Raw genomic sequence first — 14844 nt, forward strand, 5'->3', positions numbered from 1 at the left:
CGGCCGCGAGGCGCGCATAGGGTTCTGCTCATGGGGCGGGCGGGCGCTGTCAGGGCGCGGTGGGACAGGACGGGACGGCCCGCGCGCTGGGCGTCGGCGGCGGTCGCCGTGGCGCTCGCCGGCGGGGCCGCGGCCTGGGGCGCGACGGCCGGCGGCGAGGCCCGCGTCCAGGCGTCCGAGCAGCGCGTCACCGTCGTCGACGGGCCGAACGACGACCAGCGCGTCACGCTCGACACGACGTTCTACAAGCCGGTCGGACGGGCCAGGGGCCCTGCGGTCCTGCTGGGCCACGGCTTCGGCGGCAGCAAGCGGGACGTCGCCGGCGAGGCCCGCGACCTCGCCCGCGCCGGGTACGCGGTGCTGGCCTGGTCGGCGCGCGGGTTCGGGCGCTCGACCGGCGAGATCGCCCTCAACTCGCCCGACTACGAGGTGAAGGACGCCCGGCAGCTGATCGACTGGCTGGCCCGGCGGCCGGAGGTCCGGCTCGACGGCCCCGGCGACCCGCGCGTCGGGATGGCGGGCCAGTCCTACGGCGGCGCGATCGCGCTGATGACCGCCGCCTACGACCGGCGGGTCGACGCCATCGCACCGCAGATCACCTGGAACAGCCTCCCCGACGCGCTCTTCCCCGACGCCGCCTCTGGCGCCAAGCCGACGGACGGCGTCTTCAAGAAGCTGTGGGCGGGGCTGTTCTTCACGGACAGCGCGAACCGGACGGCGTGCGGGCGTTTCCTGCCGTCCGTGTGCGAGATGTACCAGGAGGTGGCGGAGAAGGGACGCCCCACCGAGTCGGCGATCACGATGCTGCACCGGTCGAGCCCCGCATCCGTCGCCGACCGGATCCGGGTGCCGACGCTGCTCGTCCAGGGCCAGTCCGACTCGCTGTTCCCACTCGACCAGGCCGACGCCAACGCGCAGGCGATCGCGCGGAACGGCGCGCCGGTGTCGGTGGTGTGGTTCCAGGGCGGGCACGACGGCGGCGACCCGGAGACCGAACGGGTCGAGGGGCTCGTGCGCGACTTCTTCGACGCCCGCCTCATGCGGTCGTCCGCGCCCTCCCCGGACGGTTTCACCGTGACGCGGGCAGGCGGGCTCGACTCCTCCACCCAGGCGGTCGTCGTCGACGAGGCGTCGACGCCGCGGTATCCCGGGCTTTCGGGTGACGCGTCGCGCCTGCCGCTGGCCGGGGCCGAGCAGACGATCTTCAATCCGGCGGGCGGGTCGCCCGCCTCGATCTCGGCCCTGCCGGGGCTGGGAGCGCTCGGATCCCTGGGCGGGTCGCTGGGAGGCTCGCTGGGCGGGCAACTGCCATCGGACATGCCCGGGCAGACCGCCACCTTCGAGACGCGCCCGCTCGACCGTCCGCTGTGGCTGACGGGCGCCGCGACCGTGCGCCTGAAGGTCACCGGCGACGGTCCCCTGTTCGCGAAGCTCTACGACGTCTCGCCGGGCGGAGGCGCCGCTCCGGCGCGACGGCTGGCCGCGCCGTTCCGGGTGTCCGGCGGCGAGGTCACGGTGACGCTCCCGGCGATGGACTACCGCTTCGACCGCGGGCACCGGCTCCGCCTGGTCGTCGCCACCACCGACATGGGGTTCGCGACGCCCGCGAAGCCGTCGTCGTACAAGGTGCAGGTGGTGTCGCCGCTGACCGTCCCGTCCGTCCCGTCGTTGAAGGCCGCGCCGGCGCCTCTGCCCGTCTGGGTGTGGGCTCTGCCTGTCGCTGCCGTCGCTCTGGCGCTCGCCATACTTCTCCCTGGACGCCGTAGGCGCGGCGCCGAAACGGACAGCGACGTGCCCCTGGAGATAGCGGGGCTGACGAAGGCGTACAAGAACGGGCACCTCGCCGTCTCCGACCTGTCGTTCCGGGTGGAGAAGGGGCAGGTGCTCGGACTCCTGGGGCCGAACGGCGCGGGAAAGACGACGACACTGCGCATGCTGATGGGCCTCATCCACCCAGACTCCGGCTCGATCCGCATCTTCGGGCACCGCGTGTACCCGGGCGCACCCGTGCTGTCCCGCCTTGGTTCCTTCGTGGAGGGGCCTGGGTTCCTGCCCCACCTCTCCGGTCGCGACAACCTGGACCTCTACTGGCGCGCCACCGGGCGTCCCTTGGACGAGGCCCACCTGGACGAGGCGTTGAAGATAGCCAACCTGGGTTCGGCGCTCGACCGGGCCGTCCGCACGTACTCGCAGGGGATGCGGCAGCGTCTCGCCATCGCGCAGGCCATGCTCGGCCTGCCGGACCTCCTCGTCCTGGACGAGCCCACCAACGGCCTCGACCCGCCCCAGATCCGCGAGATGCGGGAGGTGCTCGTCCGGTACGCGGCGGCCGGGCGGACGGTCATCGTCTCCAGCCACCTGCTCGCCGAGGTCGAGCAGACCTGCACGCACGCCGTCGTCATGGCGGGCGGCCGCCGCGTCGCCGCCGGCCCGGTCGCCGAGATCACCGGATCCGGCCGCCGCCTGGAGGACGCGTTCCTGGAGATCATCGGGGAGGGTTCATGACCGCCTACCACGCCCGGCGCACCCTTCCGCTGCGGGTCGAGGCCGTCCGCCAGTTCCGGCGCCGCCGCACGCTGGTCGCCTTCGCGTTCCTGCTCGTGCTGCCGTGGGTGCTGGTCGCCGCGTTCAAGATCGGCGGGGATCCGGGGCCGGACGGCGTCCCCAGCCTGGTCGACGTCGCCACGTCGTCCGCGCTGAACTTCGCCCTCTTCGCCCTGTTCGTCTCCACCGGTTTCCTGCTGGTGGTCGCGGTCGCCCTGTTCTGCGGCGACACGGTGGCGAGCGAGGCGGGCTGGTCGTCCCTGCGCTACCTGCTCGCCGCGCCCGTGCCCCGCGCCCGGCTGCTGCGCCAGAAACTGATCGTCGCCCTCTCCTACGCGGTCGTCGCGGTCGTCAGCCTGCCGCTGATGTCGCTGGTCGCGGGGACGGCCGGATTCGGCTGGGGCGACGTCGAGCTCCCGACCGGCGGCACCGTCCCGGTGAGCACCGCCCTCGGCCGCATGGCGATCATCATCGGCTACTCCCTCGTGGCGCAGCTCGTCGTCGCCGCCCTGGCGTTCCTGCTCTCGGTGACGACCGACTCCCCCCTCGGCGCGGTCGGCGGCGCGGTCGGGCTCGTCATCGTCAGCAACATCCTGGACGCCGTCACCGCCCTCGGCTCCTGGCGCGACTTCCTCCCGACGCACTGGATGTACTCCTGGATGGACGCGCTTCAGCCCGAGATCCAGTGGGCGGGCATGGCCAAGGGCGCCGCCCTCTCCCTCTCCTACGCCGCCGTCCTGCTCGCGCTGGCCTTCCGCCGCTTCCGGACACGCGACATCGTCTCCTGATCCCGCCCACGCTCCGCGTTCCTCCGGACGCGAACCGTGGATCACAACCCCCCGAAAATCGGTCGAACCTGCAGTTCAGGTGGCATAAGCTCGGCGAACCTCGACCGGCGCGACCGCGTCATACGAGGCAACGGCCCGATCCCCGGGTTTTAAAGGCAGCCCGGCGGGGGGAGATGATCACCATGGCACGGCAGCAGCTCGTCAAGCGCCCCAGGCCCCCACGTCAACCGAGCCCACCCGACCTGCGGACCCCTTCGGGCCGCCTCCTGCCGTACTGACCCCACCGGGAGAGCCTCGCAGGGAGCCTCTCCCGCTCGACGACGGTCCGTTCGAGGCCGCCACGCCCTCGCCGTGGCGGCCCCGGTCGGCGCGAGCGGTTTGGGCGCCGCCGCCACGTCCCACCGACCCCACAAGCGCATCGCGTACGCCTCGTGCGCGGGCGTCACCCTCGCCTTGGTCGCCCCAACGAGGGTCGGCAGACTGCCACCTGGCAGTTCGATAGGTTACTTTGCGCCAGTAGCCAGATCACCATGCTGCACGGCACGTGCATCAACGCAGGTCAGCGGTCGAGTACCCGGAGAGGCGGTCCGGGCGGGAAGCTACCGGCAAAGTGCCATGTTGCTAACCGACCTATGTTTCTCTGCACAGAGCATCACGCATCGGGCAGAATCGAACCGACGGCGGTTTCGAGGACGGCAGATGATGCTTCGACGACCCTGGTCCACCGGCGGAACGCGGCTCGTGTACCGCCTGCTCCTCGCCGTGGACCTGGAGAAGTACAGTCACCTGGACGCGCAGCGGCAACTCGCCGCCCAGAAGGACCTCCGCAGGCTGCTCAACGGCTGCGCGAGAAGGACCGGCCTGCGCACCAACGACTGGTACCGCCAGCCCGGCGGGGACGGGGAACTCGTCGTCATGCCCGCCGACGTCGACATCCCCCACGTCGTGGGCGCCTTCACGTCCGACCTCGAATGCGCGCTCGCCGAGCTCAACAGGGGGCGGGCCACCCGCCTGCGCATGCGGCTCGCCCTCCACCACGGCACCGTGATCGACGGGCCGCTCGGCCCGGCCGGCGACGCCCCCGTCGTGGTCTCCCGGTTACTGGACTCCGCGCCGCTGCGCGAGCACCTCACCGAGCACCAGGACCGCGACCTCGCCCTGGTGGTGTCCGACACCCTGTACAAGGACGTCGTGGGCAGCGGCTTCTGCGCCCTGAAGCCCACGGACTTCTCCCGGCTGGAAGTAGTGATCAAGGAGAAGCCGTACAGCGGCTACATCCACCACGACAGGCTGCAGCCGCGAGAGCTCCCCCTCCCGGCGCCCGCCGCATGACGATCAGTCCGTCCCGTCGCCGTACCGCCTGCGTATGGAGCGCCGAAGAAGCAGCCACTCCACGCTCGAAATCGTCAGGACGGCGCTCAGGCGATCCGTGGAATCCCGCATCAGAACGGATTCCCCGTCACAAGCGATCTCGACGCAGTTGCCTCCACCGCTGCGACTGCTCTTTCTCCAGACCACCCGCGATCGTTTCGTCCTGTCCACACTGGCCCCTTCCAACCGCCGGCCTTCACGGCGCGGCTGTCAGAATTCCGGGGCACAACCTTGGAGGCGTCCTCGCAGGCCAATCAGGATGCGAACGGCGACCTTCTGTTCGGGCGAACGTCCTCACGCTCGGCCATGCCCTTCGGCGCACGATCCCAGGCACACCACAGTCCTGTGTCGTGCTCTGTCAATGTGAGAGTGTAAGTGTTCACCGAAGATCAAGCCATAGGTGGATCACTCGCCCCGCGCCGCTGCCGGCGTCGAGGAGCCTCAGAGCGATTCCGCGACCGTGTTGAGCAGCACGGCCGAGCCTTCCGGACCAAGCGAAATACGGCGCAGCACCTCGAACTTCTCGCGATAGCGGACGATGTCCTCGCGATAGTCGCGACCGATCAGTTCACCCTGCGCGCCTTCCAGATACAGCACGTCGTCGTCTTCGGCTTCGACGAACTCAAGGAGCTTGAACGGCCCGCTCAGCCCCGGATGGGCGCCCCGGTCGAGGGGAACGATCTCGATGGTCACGTTGGGCCGCTTCGCCATCTCCAGCAGGTGCGACAACTGGGCGCGCATCACCGCGGCGCCTCCGACCAGCCGACGGATCGCCGCCTCGTCGATGACGAAGTAGAACCTGGGGGGCGCGTCCCCCTCGAAGATCTCCTGCCTGCGCAGGCGCACCTCGACCAGTTCGCTGATCTGCTCGGGAGCGTCCTCGCCGCGCAGGTTCGAGAGGATCTCCTTGGCATAGGCGCTGATCTGCAGAAGGCCCGGAACGAGCAGAGGATCGAACTCGCGGCAGGCGCCGGCGGCCGACTCGAAGCCGATGAGCTCCGCCATCTGCGGGCTGAGGACCCTGCGATAAGCGCTCCACCAGGCCGTTTCACGGGCCGCGCGCGCCAGCCCCAGAAACTCGTCGTACCGTTCCGCCGGCACTCCATACTGCTGCAACATGACGCGGACGTCGCTCACCGCGACCCGGACCATCCCGCCTTCAATGCGGATGATTTTCGAAAGTGACCATTCCAGGGCCTTCGCCGCCTGCTCCTGCGTCAGCTCGGCGGCCTCACGGGCCCTGCGGAGCTCTACCCGAAGGCGTCGCTGGTGAACAGTCGGACTGTCCGGCATGCCCTACACCTTCCACTTCTCTGCCAGAAGGCAGAGTGCAACCTTTCAAAGCGCCTAGGTCGCAAAGACTAGTGCACCACCAACCGCATGTGGTCGGTTCACGCCCGAGGATTTGCCCAACCTCGACGACTCAGCGTCCCCAAAAGAACACAAACCGCCACACACGACCTGTCCAATACCCACACTGCCAAGGAGCCGCAATCCAGGCTCCAGCGACTCACCAGCATCCCTGACCCGCTGTCGTGACCCGCCGGGTACCGAGAACCTCGCTATAGGGTTCGAAAGCACCCACCAGAGGGTCACAGTCCAGGCGACGCTCTGTCGTCTGCAGAGAAAGAAGCCGATGAGCACGGCAACCGACGTCGACGCCTTGCGGCGCATGGTGGCTTCAGCCGCTACGCGTGGGGAATGGCGCTGCGCTGACCCCCGGCGCCGACTCCTCAGAGCCCATTGCGACGGAGGACGCTGCTCAGGACGCCGGTGTTCCGCGCCTCGACAGCCTCCAAGAGTCGTTCACCGTAGGCGCAGAGGCTGGCCTCCCACGGATGTCCGAACGTCCCGAACGAGAGATCCTGCGACAGGAAGATGTAGTAGTCGTCGTCAGGAAAGACGGGGACGACCCAGGAGTTGTAGTCCTCCGGCTCGCTCAGGCGGTGCGGCCAGAAGCGGTAGCAAGGGTGCGGCCAGTCCATGACGTAGAGCCACTCGTCCCGATCGACGCAAGCCTTGAAGGCTTCATGGAACAGGACGTTGACGTCGCCAGGCTCAACGGCGAGGTACCAGTGCCACTCTGAGAGAGTAGGACGTTCCCGGGCAAGATCCCACGTCACCGACGGGGAAGGCTCCAGGATGCCCCTCCGCGGATCCGGCCGGCCAGAGGGACGAAATGACGTCAACTCCTCGAAGGCACGCCAGGCCCCATCCTGATCCGAATCGGAGAGCCGGACCCATGCCGGCAAGTCTTCCGCCATCATCCCTCCAGAGGTCCGGCTGGACATTCTCACCCAACCTCGGCGCCCAGGCATCTCCCTAAGAGAGGAGACGCGCAGGACGCTCGCCCGGGTAGGGGCGTCCTAGGGTTCTCGGGTGCGCATGTATCTGTCCTCCTGGCGGACCGGACAGCATCCGGAACGGATGCTGCAACTGCTGGAGAGTCCCGCCGGGGCTCGGACGGCGGTGATCGCAAACGCCGTCGACGCCCTGCCCGGCACCGAGCGCCGAGCCGCGGTCGAGCACGAGATCCACGCTCTCACCGCCCTCGGCCTCCGACCTGTCGAAGTCGATCTGCGGACGTACTTCGACCAGGAACCAAGCCGCGTCGCTGCCGCGCTCCGAGGTTTCCCTCTCCTCTGGGTCCGCGGAGGCAACGTGTTCGTCCTCCGTCACGCTCTGGCGAAGAGTGGCGCCGACCGCGCCATAACCGAGCTCCTGCAACAGGACGCTGTCGTCTATGCGGGTTACAGCGCCGGCGCCTGCGTCCTGGCCCCAGACCTACACGGGCTGGAGCGATGCGACAGTCCCCAGGCTGTGCACAGCGCCTATGGCGCACCGGCCCGCTTCGACGGCCTGGCCGTCCTCGACTACGTCGTGGTGCCGCACATCGACTCCCCCGGACATCCCGAGACCGAGATCCTAGGAGCTGTCGCTGACCACTACCGCTCCCAGGGCATCGCCCACCACACGCTGCGCGATGGCGAGGCCATCGTGATCGACTCCCCCACTGGCGACTGACCAATCCCTGCGGACATAGGCAGCTCAGCCGTCGAGGATGCCGTTCAACTCGGTGAGGATGTCCTGCCAACTCGGCATGCGCGCATGTGAAGGGGCGGCCGGGGCGAAAAGGATGTGGGCGCCCATCGAGCGGAGGGCGTCCAGGTTCCGCCCGAAGGCCACGTGGGTGGCCAGTTCCGCCTTGACCTGCGGGACCGCGAGTATCGGCACGCCCATGCCGAGGTGCTCGCACAGCATGCCGACCGCGACCGTGTCCGTGATGCCGAGCGCCCATTTGTTGATCGTGTTGAACGTGGCCGGAGCCACCACGATCGCGTCCGCGGGAGGCAGCCCGTTCGACGTCTCGTGCGGCTGCCGGAAGTCGGTCCGCACCGGCCCGCCGGTCAGGGCCGCGAGCCGGTCCATGTCCAGGAACTTGGCCCCCATGGGGGTCGCGATCACCCGGACATGCCAGCCCGCGCCTTGGGCCAGCCGCACGAAAGCCTCCAGATCGGACGCCGCACCAGCCCCGCACACGACCACGTAGAGCACCTTCGCCGAGGTCATCGACCTGCCTCCCCCCTGCGCGTGTTCTCTGCGGACCAGCAATGAGCATGGCATCCGTCCTGACCCGCTCGGAATCGGCCCCGAGCACAGCCCGCAGGTAGATCAGCAACAGATCACGCGCGAATGCCGCCGCTGGCGCCGTTAACGATCAGGCTTGAGATGCCGCCCGCGAAGCACAACAGCCCGAGGCAGAAAGCCGCGATACCTGCCCTGCGGGCAAGCTGCCGGCCAGTGACGGGGCTCATAAGGGAGTCTCCTTTGCACGCGCTCTGAAACGCTTTCTCTTGCGACCGTCCGAGCGCGCGCTTTTGTGACAACGCAGCGGCAAGGGTCGTCCTTGCGAGGCCTCGCCGCTCAGGGCCGAGCAGCGCGTCCAGACCGAGCGACAGCCGACACGGAATTGCCGCAACCACCCCGCCGGAACGAAAGGCTCGGCTAAAGCTCGACGGACGTCGGCTCTGCTCGAGAATGTGCGCGGGCCCGAAAAAACCAGTGCGCGGCGACCAAAGGGACAACGCCGACGGGATACCAGGCGACATCAACCGGGTCGAACCGGCCTCCTAGCAGCTGGCGCACGATCCAGCCGCGTTGGGAAAGCGCCTCCGGTACAGGCGTGAGCTGTGCGAACTCGATGAGCCAGCAATAGGCGATCGCAGCAGCGCCGGCAGCCAGTGGGGAGATCGACGGCCTTATGAAGATCACTATCGTGTAGACGATGGCGGCGGACAGCGCGGCGCCTGAGTACTGCTCGACGGGCCCGTCCAGCGCGGCCCGGATCGCGTAGGCCGCGCCCGCGCAACCGACCGCCGTGACCACCATCAGCGGCCGGATCCACCGCGCTGCGAGCGACATCGCGCGATCATACTGACTGAGCGGACTGGAAGGACCTGGACCCGGGCGGCCGCGCGGTCAGCGTCTGCGCTCTATGAAAGGGGCGCCGGCGAGGGAACTAGGCAGGCCGGTCGACCAGATCGAGCGCGTTCCCGGTACTCGGGCCAGGTCACGGATCCAGACGGCGGTGCCAGGGCGTCCCGCGCCGCTTTCGGTGGTCCAGCTACCGCCGCTGTAGTGCAGGTAGCTCTTGTCGTCGTCGACCGTGCTCACCGAAACCCAGGCGCCCTGGTCACCATCGCTGGCGAGCGTGGGGAAGTGATAGGCGAACGGGGACGCGGGGATCGTCGTCGACGTCCAGCTCTCGCCGTCCCAGTGCATGAGCTCGGGAGCCGCATAGCTGGTGCTGGCACGGTAGGCCCAGACGCTCGTGGCCGAGACGGGTGCGATCTTCGCGATGTAGGTCTGCTCCTTGGACGGGTACCGAATCGTGCTCCACTTGGTGCCGTTCCAATGCAGCATGGCCTCAGTCGGACCGGCCCCCGGGATGTCGCAGGTGCAGGCGATCCAGATGTCCTTCGCCGACCGGACGGCGACGGTGGAGGCACTGACCATCGGCACCGGAGTCTTCTGGCGCACCCATCGTCCGTTCTGGAAACGCAAGGCGACAGCCTTCTTCGCCTGCGAGTCGTATCCGACCGACCAGGCCGGTCCGCCGGGCGCCGCCGAGACGATCTGCAGATACGTGGGCAGGGGTGACGGCATGGTGGGCCGGACCCCGGCCGGGTAACCGACCCTGCGCCAAGCGGTGCCGTTCCAATGCAGTGCCGGCGAGCCGCTCTCGTTCAGGTAGATGCCCCAGGCGTTCCGCGGTCCGGCGGCGGCGAGGTCGACGACCTGGCCCGTGCCCGGCGGCAGCTCCTGGCGCTGCCACTGCCGACCATTCCAGGCGAGCATGACGGGTTTTCCACTCGACGACGCGTCCTCGATCCCGGCCGCCCACGCGGCCCGCGGCCCGGCCGCCGCTATCTCGGTCACCACCCCGAGACCGTCGAGAGTCGGAGTGGGCACCTTCTCCCATTCCGGGGCCGCCGCGGTGGCGGCGGATGGCATGAGCAGCAGGCCGGAGAAGGCGGTCCAAGCGGTGACGCGAAGAACTCGATGTCCAGCCATGCAGACTCCCGGGGTGGTCCGGCGGCAGACCCCCCAAGATCTCGCCGCCGTCTACTGGCAAGCTTTGAGACCTACCTATCCCAAGATCACCTAAGCCAAACAGACATGTTCGTTCATATGACCGATGCAGGCCACCCGCTTGACCGCGCGATCCTCCAACGGAGGAGTACCAGCCCAGGAGAAGCTCAGGGTGATGGCAGTGCAGCCCGGGCACGCCACTAGGACGGGGTGCGGGGATCCTCCAGCCAGGAAATTGTCCGATCGGCAGCAGTTTCAAATGCTTGGCCCACTGAAATGCCGTTTTCGACGACCAGGGCGAGAGTCCCGGGTGCCTGTGTTCAGGAAACTCAGCGTGATGGAGGGCCAGTGTGGCCGACGAGTTACCAGGGCACCACGCCGGCGTCTTCGAAGAAGGAGCCGGTCGGGCCGTTTTCAGGCAGGGTGGCCAGGTGGATGGCTATGGCGGCGCCTTGTTGGGCGGTGCGGATGCCGCGGAAGCCGTTGAGATCGGTCGCGCAGTAGCCGGGGCAGGCGGCGTTGATCAGGATGTTGGTGTCGTGCAGCTCCTTGGCGTACTGGAGGGTCACGGCGTTGAGGAAGGTCTTGGAGGGCGCGTAGGCGGCGGAGATCGGGCCTACGGCCTCCACGTCGGACTGAGAACTCTGGCGGGTGAGAGACCCGACGCTGCTGGACATGTTCACGATTCGCGGTGCGGCGGACCGCCTGAGCAGCGGCAGCATGGCGTTGGTGACGCGGATGACGCCGATCACGTTGGTCTCCACGACCGTTCGCATGGTCGCGGGGTCGACGGTCGTGGGCGTCTGTGGCATCCCACCGGTCACCCCGGCATTGTTGACCAGCACGTCGAGCCTTCCGAAACGCTCGGAGAGCAGGGAGGCCGCGGCGGTGACGCTCTCGTCGGAGGTCACGTCGAGAGGTACCGCGAACGCGTCGACCCCCTCGGCGCGGAGTTTTCCGACGGCCGCCGAGAGCCGCTCCGGGGACCTGGCCGCCACGCCGACGGTGTGGCCAAGAGCGCCGAGCCCGACGGCGATCTCGTAGCCGATTCCCTTGTTGGCACCGGTGATCAGTGTGATCGTCTGTTCGCTCATACCCGAAATCCTGGCCGTACGGCCGGGAGCACTCCAACACCGCTTGGGTAGCGTTCGATACCTCGCGGGTATTGATCCCCCGGTACGGTGAGAGCATGGAGACGCGAGAGTTGCGGTACTTCGTCGCCGTCGCCGAGGAACTCCATTTCGGCCGCGCCGCCGAGCGCCTCGGGATCGCCCAGCCGCCCCTCTCGCGGGCGATCAAGCAGCTGGAACGCCGCCTGGGCGTTCGGCTTCTCGAACGCACCAGCCGTACCGTCGGACTCACCGAGGCCGGAAAGGTTCTGCTCAGAGAGGGCCGGGCTGCCCTCGACGCGGTCGACGCCGCCGGCCGCCGCACCCGCCGCGCCGCCGCCACGGAGCCGAAACTGGTGCTCGTCACCAAGGCCGGGGCGTCGGGTGAGCTGCTGCCGAAACTCCTGGACGCCTACGCCGCCGAGCCCGGCGCGGTCGCCGTCGAGGTCCTGCTGTGCGGGATCGGAGAGCAGGAGCGGCTGCTCCGCGACGGCCGGGCCGACGTCGGCCTGCTGCACAGGCCGTTCGACTCGACGACCGGCCTGGACACCGAGGAGCTGAGCACCGAGGGCCAGATCCTGGTTCTGCCGAAAGACCATCCCCTCGAAGGCCGTACGGACCTGCGCATGGCCGACATCGCCGACCTCCCGCTGCCACGCTGGCCGCACTTCGACGGCGGCTACCCCGACGGCCCGGGACCCGAGGTGCACGACCACGCCCAGCTCCTGCAGCTGATCGCGCTGGGCAGGGCGGTGGCCCTACTGCCGGAGACCGCCCGGAGCCATCTCCGCCGCGACCTGGCCTTCGTGCCGATCCTGGACGCGCCGACCGTCACCACCGTGATCGCCTGGCCGCCGCACAGCCGGTCCCTGGCCCTCGCCGGACTGATCCAGACGGCCACCCGCCTCTAGAGCGCAGGCGGCGGCAACCGTTCGACAATGCCACCGTGCGCCCTACGCCCCGGCCTGGCGGAGAAGCCGCTATCGGCATGGAGCTCTAGATGAGGGTGCGCACCACCGCGAGCATCGCAATACACCGGTAGCCGTTCGGATTCTTGCGCAGGTACTGCTGGTGGTACCCGTCTCTGCACATGGTCGCCGTCTTAGGCGGCCGGACTCCGCAGTTTGACGACGAGTTCGACACCGAGAGCTCGGGCCAGGCGTTCGAGGACCGCCAGTGTCGGGACGGTGCCGCCGGCTTCGAACCGGGCCACGGCCGACTGGGTCATCTCCGCCCCCCTGGCCAGTTCGCTCTGACTCCAGCCACGCTCCTCACGAAGTGCCCGAACACTCCGCCCCAGTTCATAGGCCAAGCGAGCAACGTCGTACGCCTCGGCAGCACCAGGTTCGGACATGCGGCGCTCGCGCAGCGCACTCCAGTCCGCCCGATCACCCATCGACCTCACCTTCCTCAGCCTCCGCCGAGTGCGCCTCGGCCACGCACAGCCGCAGCGCCCTTCGAGCGCGCTCCACCTCTCGATCTTCTCGCATGCGCGTCTTGTGGAACACCGTGAGCAGAACGATTCGTCTGCCAGAAGCGATCCAGTAGGTCACACGTACGGCCTGGGCGTCGAGGTGGAAACGCAACTCCCTCAACTTGCCATCAAGCTGTCGCGTGTACGGCTCCCCAAGCGGCCTCCCTCATCAGCGAGCAAGTCGATGTAGAACGCCGCCGTAGCGAAATGCCCGGTCGGTAGACCTTCCAACCACTCCCGCACCTCCGGCTCAAGCTCCACAGTACCCCAGGCCATAGCATCGATGCTATGGCCTGGGAGGCGGCGAATCTGGACTTTGCAGAAGCTGGAGCGACCAGCGCTACTCGGCGGGGGCTACGCCGACCGGGCGGGAGAGGCCCGTGCCGCCGGTCCCGCAGTAGCCGGCCGGCCACGTCGAGGATCTCGTGGGGGGGTCAGGCTGCTGGTCCCGCTCGTCAGGACCGTTGTTCCTTTTGGTTAATTACCTGCTGATATGTTGCCTCGGTGAAGCGGGGAGTGGTGTGCGGGGTCGCAGCGTACGTGCTGTGGGGGCTGTTCCCGCTCTACTGGCCGCTGCTGAAGCCGGCGGGGGCCGGCGAGATCCTCGCGCACCGGATCATGTGGTCGCTGGTCGCGGTGGTCGCGGTGCTGGCCGTGCGGCGGAGCCGGGGGTGGCTGCGGACGCTGGGATGGCGGCGGGGCGTGCTGCTGACGCTGGCGGCGCTGGTGATCAGCGTCAACTGGGGGACGTACATCTACGCCGTCAACACCGGGCACACGATCGAGTCCGCGCTCGGGTACTTCATCAACCCGCTGATCAGCGTGCTGTTCGGCGTGGTGATCTTCCGGGAGCGGCTGCGGCCGTGGCAGTGGGCGGCGGTCGGGATGGGGATGGCCGCGGTGGTCGCGCTGACCGTCGACTACGGGCGGCCGCCCTGGATCGCGCTGGTGCTGGCGTCCGCATTCGCGGTGTACGGGCTGCTGAAGAAGTTCGCCGACATGCCCTCGGCGGAGAGCCTGGCGGTCGAGACGGCGGTGACGTTCCTGCCGGCGCTGGGGTTCGTGCTGCTGCTGGAGGGACGGGGCGAGGCGACCTTCGGGCATCACGGGGCGGGGCACGCGGTGCTGCTGGCCGGGGCCGGGATCGTGACGGCCGTGCCGTTGATGCTCTTCAACGCGGCGGCCGTCAGGCTGCCGCTGAGCGTCATCGGGATGCTGCAGTACCTGGCGCCGGTGCTGCAGTTCGCCATCGGGCTTTTCGTGCAGCACGAGGAGATGCCGCCGAGCCGGTGGGCGGGGTTCCTGCTGGTCTGGCTCGCCCTGGTGACGCTCACGTGGGACGGGGTGGCCGCCGGACGAAGGGAAGCGGTGCCCCAAACCGGGCCAAGGGGCTAAAGTGCCGGACGTCACACCCCCGAGCGAGGGAGTCGTCGTTGCGTCTGCTCAGCGTCACCGTGTTGGGAACAGCGCTCGTCGCGGCGGGCATGCTGGCTCCGGCGACGGGGCGGGCGACGGCGCATGGGGACGGTCCGGTCTCGGTGGAGCCCGCCGCCGCGCGGCCCGGTGAGCGGATCCGGCTTTCGGTGCCGGGATGCAGGGGCACGGTGGCCGCCACTTCCGAAGCGTTCGCCGCGCGGGCCGTGGACCACTCGACCGTCGTGAGGCGCGACGCGGCGCCCGGCAGCTACCCCGTCGTGGTCCGCTGCGGATCACGCAGAGTGACCGGCAAGGTCAGAGTGGCGGGGCGAGTGGCGTGGCCCGATCTGGTCCCGATCGACCACGGGGCAAAGTAATTCGGTATAAACCGGAAGAGGGCTCCATTTAGCGGGCGTCACTCTCCGTGTTCTCACGCGCCGGCGAAAGTGCTTTTCGCGGGCCTCTTCGGCGTGCTTGTAAGGCCGACTCGGACAATGAGACAACACAGCGGGCAAGTGATAAGGGTCACGTCGGAAAGGTTGAGATTTCT

General features: G+C 68.8%; 17 protein-coding genes. 7 read left to right on the plus strand and 10 right to left on the minus strand.

The features are described 5' to 3' along the window. Positions 1–30: 30 nt before the first annotated feature. From ABWI04_RS04215 to ABWI04_RS04225, 3 genes are all read left to right on the plus strand, one after another. Positions 31–2505 (plus strand): alpha/beta fold hydrolase, encoded by a 2475-nt coding sequence (locus ABWI04_RS04215; RefSeq protein WP_353831465.1) that lies wholly within the window; start codon positions 31–33, stop codon positions 2503–2505. Beyond that, positions 2502–3332 (plus strand): ABC transporter permease, encoded by an 831-nt coding sequence (locus tag ABWI04_RS04220; protein ID WP_345178267.1) that lies wholly within the window; start codon positions 2502–2504, stop codon positions 3330–3332. Before ABWI04_RS04215 ends, ABWI04_RS04220 begins: the two co-directional genes overlap by 4 nt. A gap of 699 nt (positions 3333–4031) precedes the next feature. Next, positions 4032–4664: a nucleotidyl cyclase domain-containing protein gene (locus tag ABWI04_RS04225; protein ID WP_353831466.1), complete on the plus strand. Its 633-nt coding sequence runs from the start codon at positions 4032–4034 to the stop codon at positions 4662–4664. A gap of 3 nt (positions 4665–4667) precedes the next feature. Here ABWI04_RS04225 and ABWI04_RS04230 read toward each other — a convergent pair whose 3' ends face one another. The 3 genes from ABWI04_RS04230 to ABWI04_RS04240 form a co-directional block, all read right to left on the minus strand. Further along, positions 4668–4874 (minus strand): DUF397 domain-containing protein, encoded by a 207-nt coding sequence (locus ABWI04_RS04230; RefSeq protein ID WP_353831467.1) that lies wholly within the window; start codon positions 4872–4874, stop codon positions 4668–4670. Between the two features lie 270 nt (positions 4875–5144). Then, positions 5145–5996 (minus strand): helix-turn-helix domain-containing protein, encoded by an 852-nt coding sequence (locus ABWI04_RS04235; protein ID WP_345178264.1) that lies wholly within the window; start codon positions 5994–5996, stop codon positions 5145–5147. A 440-nt stretch (positions 5997–6436) separates the two neighbouring features. After that, positions 6437–6994, minus strand: a complete 558-nt coding sequence (locus ABWI04_RS04240) for a DUF2716 domain-containing protein (RefSeq protein ID WP_345178261.1) — start codon at positions 6992–6994, stop codon at positions 6437–6439. Between the two features lie 94 nt (positions 6995–7088). Between ABWI04_RS04240 and ABWI04_RS04245 the strand changes: the two genes are divergently transcribed. Beyond that, positions 7089–7727, plus strand: a complete 639-nt coding sequence (locus tag ABWI04_RS04245) for a Type 1 glutamine amidotransferase-like domain-containing protein (protein WP_353831485.1) — start codon at positions 7089–7091, stop codon at positions 7725–7727. A 24-nt stretch (positions 7728–7751) separates the two neighbouring features. On the opposite strand, the gene ABWI04_RS04250 is transcribed toward ABWI04_RS04245, so the two are convergent. From ABWI04_RS04250 to ABWI04_RS04270, 5 genes are all read right to left on the minus strand, one after another. Further along, the gene (locus tag ABWI04_RS04250) at positions 7752–8273 is read right to left on the minus strand and encodes a flavoprotein (protein WP_353831468.1); all 522 of its coding nucleotides are present in this window, start codon (positions 8271–8273) and stop codon (positions 7752–7754) included. Between the two features lie 113 nt (positions 8274–8386). Further along, positions 8387–8518, minus strand: coding sequence for a hypothetical protein (locus ABWI04_RS04255; protein ID WP_345178258.1), 132 nt, complete (start codon positions 8516–8518; stop codon positions 8387–8389). A 190-nt stretch (positions 8519–8708) separates the two neighbouring features. Next, on the minus strand, positions 8709–9125 hold the full coding sequence (locus tag ABWI04_RS04260; RefSeq protein ID WP_353831469.1) for a DUF2809 domain-containing protein: 417 nt from the start codon (positions 9123–9125) through the stop codon (positions 8709–8711). 57 nt (positions 9126–9182) lie between these two features. Then, positions 9183–10277: a hypothetical protein gene (locus ABWI04_RS04265; RefSeq protein WP_353831470.1), complete on the minus strand. Its 1095-nt coding sequence runs from the start codon at positions 10275–10277 to the stop codon at positions 9183–9185. Between the two features lie 380 nt (positions 10278–10657). Further along, positions 10658–11389, minus strand: coding sequence for an SDR family oxidoreductase (locus ABWI04_RS04270; RefSeq protein ID WP_353831471.1), 732 nt, complete (start codon positions 11387–11389; stop codon positions 10658–10660). Between the two features lie 95 nt (positions 11390–11484). On the opposite strand from ABWI04_RS04270, the gene ABWI04_RS04275 reads away from it, so the two are divergent. Then, the gene (locus tag ABWI04_RS04275) at positions 11485–12315 is read left to right on the plus strand and encodes a LysR family transcriptional regulator (RefSeq protein WP_345178250.1); all 831 of its coding nucleotides are present in this window, start codon (positions 11485–11487) and stop codon (positions 12313–12315) included. Between the two features lie 191 nt (positions 12316–12506). Here the strand turns inward: ABWI04_RS04275 and ABWI04_RS04280 are convergent, their stop codons facing one another. Both ABWI04_RS04280 and ABWI04_RS04285 read right to left on the minus strand, forming a co-directional pair. Then, on the minus strand, positions 12507–12800 hold the full coding sequence (locus ABWI04_RS04280; protein ID WP_353831472.1) for a helix-turn-helix domain-containing protein: 294 nt from the start codon (positions 12798–12800) through the stop codon (positions 12507–12509). Next, positions 12793–12999, minus strand: a complete 207-nt coding sequence (locus tag ABWI04_RS04285; protein ID WP_353831473.1) for a type II toxin-antitoxin system RelE/ParE family toxin — start codon at positions 12997–12999, stop codon at positions 12793–12795. Before ABWI04_RS04285 ends, ABWI04_RS04280 begins: the two co-directional genes overlap by 8 nt. Before the next feature lie 383 nt (positions 13000–13382). On the opposite strand from ABWI04_RS04285, the gene rarD reads away from it, so the two are divergent. Together rarD and ABWI04_RS04295 are read left to right on the plus strand one after the other, a co-directional pair. Next, entirely contained in the window at positions 13383–14273 is an 891-nt protein-coding gene (gene rarD / locus ABWI04_RS04290) for an EamA family transporter RarD (RefSeq protein ID WP_353831474.1), read from the plus strand. Between the two features lie 38 nt (positions 14274–14311). Beyond that, the gene (locus ABWI04_RS04295; protein WP_353831475.1) at positions 14312–14671 is read left to right on the plus strand and encodes a hypothetical protein; all 360 of its coding nucleotides are present in this window, start codon (positions 14312–14314) and stop codon (positions 14669–14671) included. The last annotated feature ends 173 nt before the right edge of the window (positions 14672–14844 follow it).

It is taken from the genome of Actinomadura sp. NPDC000929, from assembly GCF_040492065.1.
Taxonomy (GTDB): domain Bacteria; phylum Actinomycetota; class Actinomycetes; order Streptosporangiales; family Streptosporangiaceae; genus Spirillospora; species Spirillospora verrucosospora.

Excerpts from the sequence above, each read along its gene's own strand:
- ABWI04_RS04225 (WP_353831466.1), top strand. The coding sequence starts at position 4,032 with ATGATGCTTCGACGACCCTGGTCCACCGGCGGAACGCGGCTCGTGTAC.
- ABWI04_RS04270 (WP_353831471.1), bottom strand. The coding sequence starts at position 11,389 with ATGAGCGAACAGACGATCACACTGATCACCGGTGCCAACAAGGGAATC.
- ABWI04_RS04265 (WP_353831470.1), bottom strand. The coding sequence starts at position 10,277 with ATGGCTGGACATCGAGTTCTTCGCGTCACCGCTTGGACCGCCTTCTCC.
- ABWI04_RS04220 (WP_345178267.1), top strand. The coding sequence starts at position 2,502 with ATGACCGCCTACCACGCCCGGCGCACCCTTCCGCTGCGGGTCGAGGCC.
- ABWI04_RS04235 (WP_345178264.1), bottom strand. The coding sequence starts at position 5,996 with ATGCCGGACAGTCCGACTGTTCACCAGCGACGCCTTCGGGTAGAGCTC.
- ABWI04_RS04215 (WP_353831465.1), top strand. The coding sequence starts at position 31 with ATGGGGCGGGCGGGCGCTGTCAGGGCGCGGTGGGACAGGACGGGACGG.
- ABWI04_RS04245 (WP_353831485.1), top strand. The coding sequence starts at position 7,089 with ATGTATCTGTCCTCCTGGCGGACCGGACAGCATCCGGAACGGATGCTG.
- ABWI04_RS04260 (WP_353831469.1), bottom strand. The coding sequence starts at position 9,125 with ATGTCGCTCGCAGCGCGGTGGATCCGGCCGCTGATGGTGGTCACGGCG.
- ABWI04_RS04275 (WP_345178250.1), top strand. The coding sequence starts at position 11,485 with ATGGAGACGCGAGAGTTGCGGTACTTCGTCGCCGTCGCCGAGGAACTC.
- ABWI04_RS04280 (WP_353831472.1), bottom strand. The coding sequence starts at position 12,800 with ATGGGTGATCGGGCGGACTGGAGTGCGCTGCGCGAGCGCCGCATGTCC.
- ABWI04_RS04250 (WP_353831468.1), bottom strand. The coding sequence starts at position 8,273 with ATGACCTCGGCGAAGGTGCTCTACGTGGTCGTGTGCGGGGCTGGTGCG.
- ABWI04_RS04240 (WP_345178261.1), bottom strand. The coding sequence starts at position 6,994 with ATGTCCAGCCGGACCTCTGGAGGGATGATGGCGGAAGACTTGCCGGCA.
- ABWI04_RS04255 (WP_345178258.1), bottom strand. The coding sequence starts at position 8,518 with ATGAGCCCCGTCACTGGCCGGCAGCTTGCCCGCAGGGCAGGTATCGCG.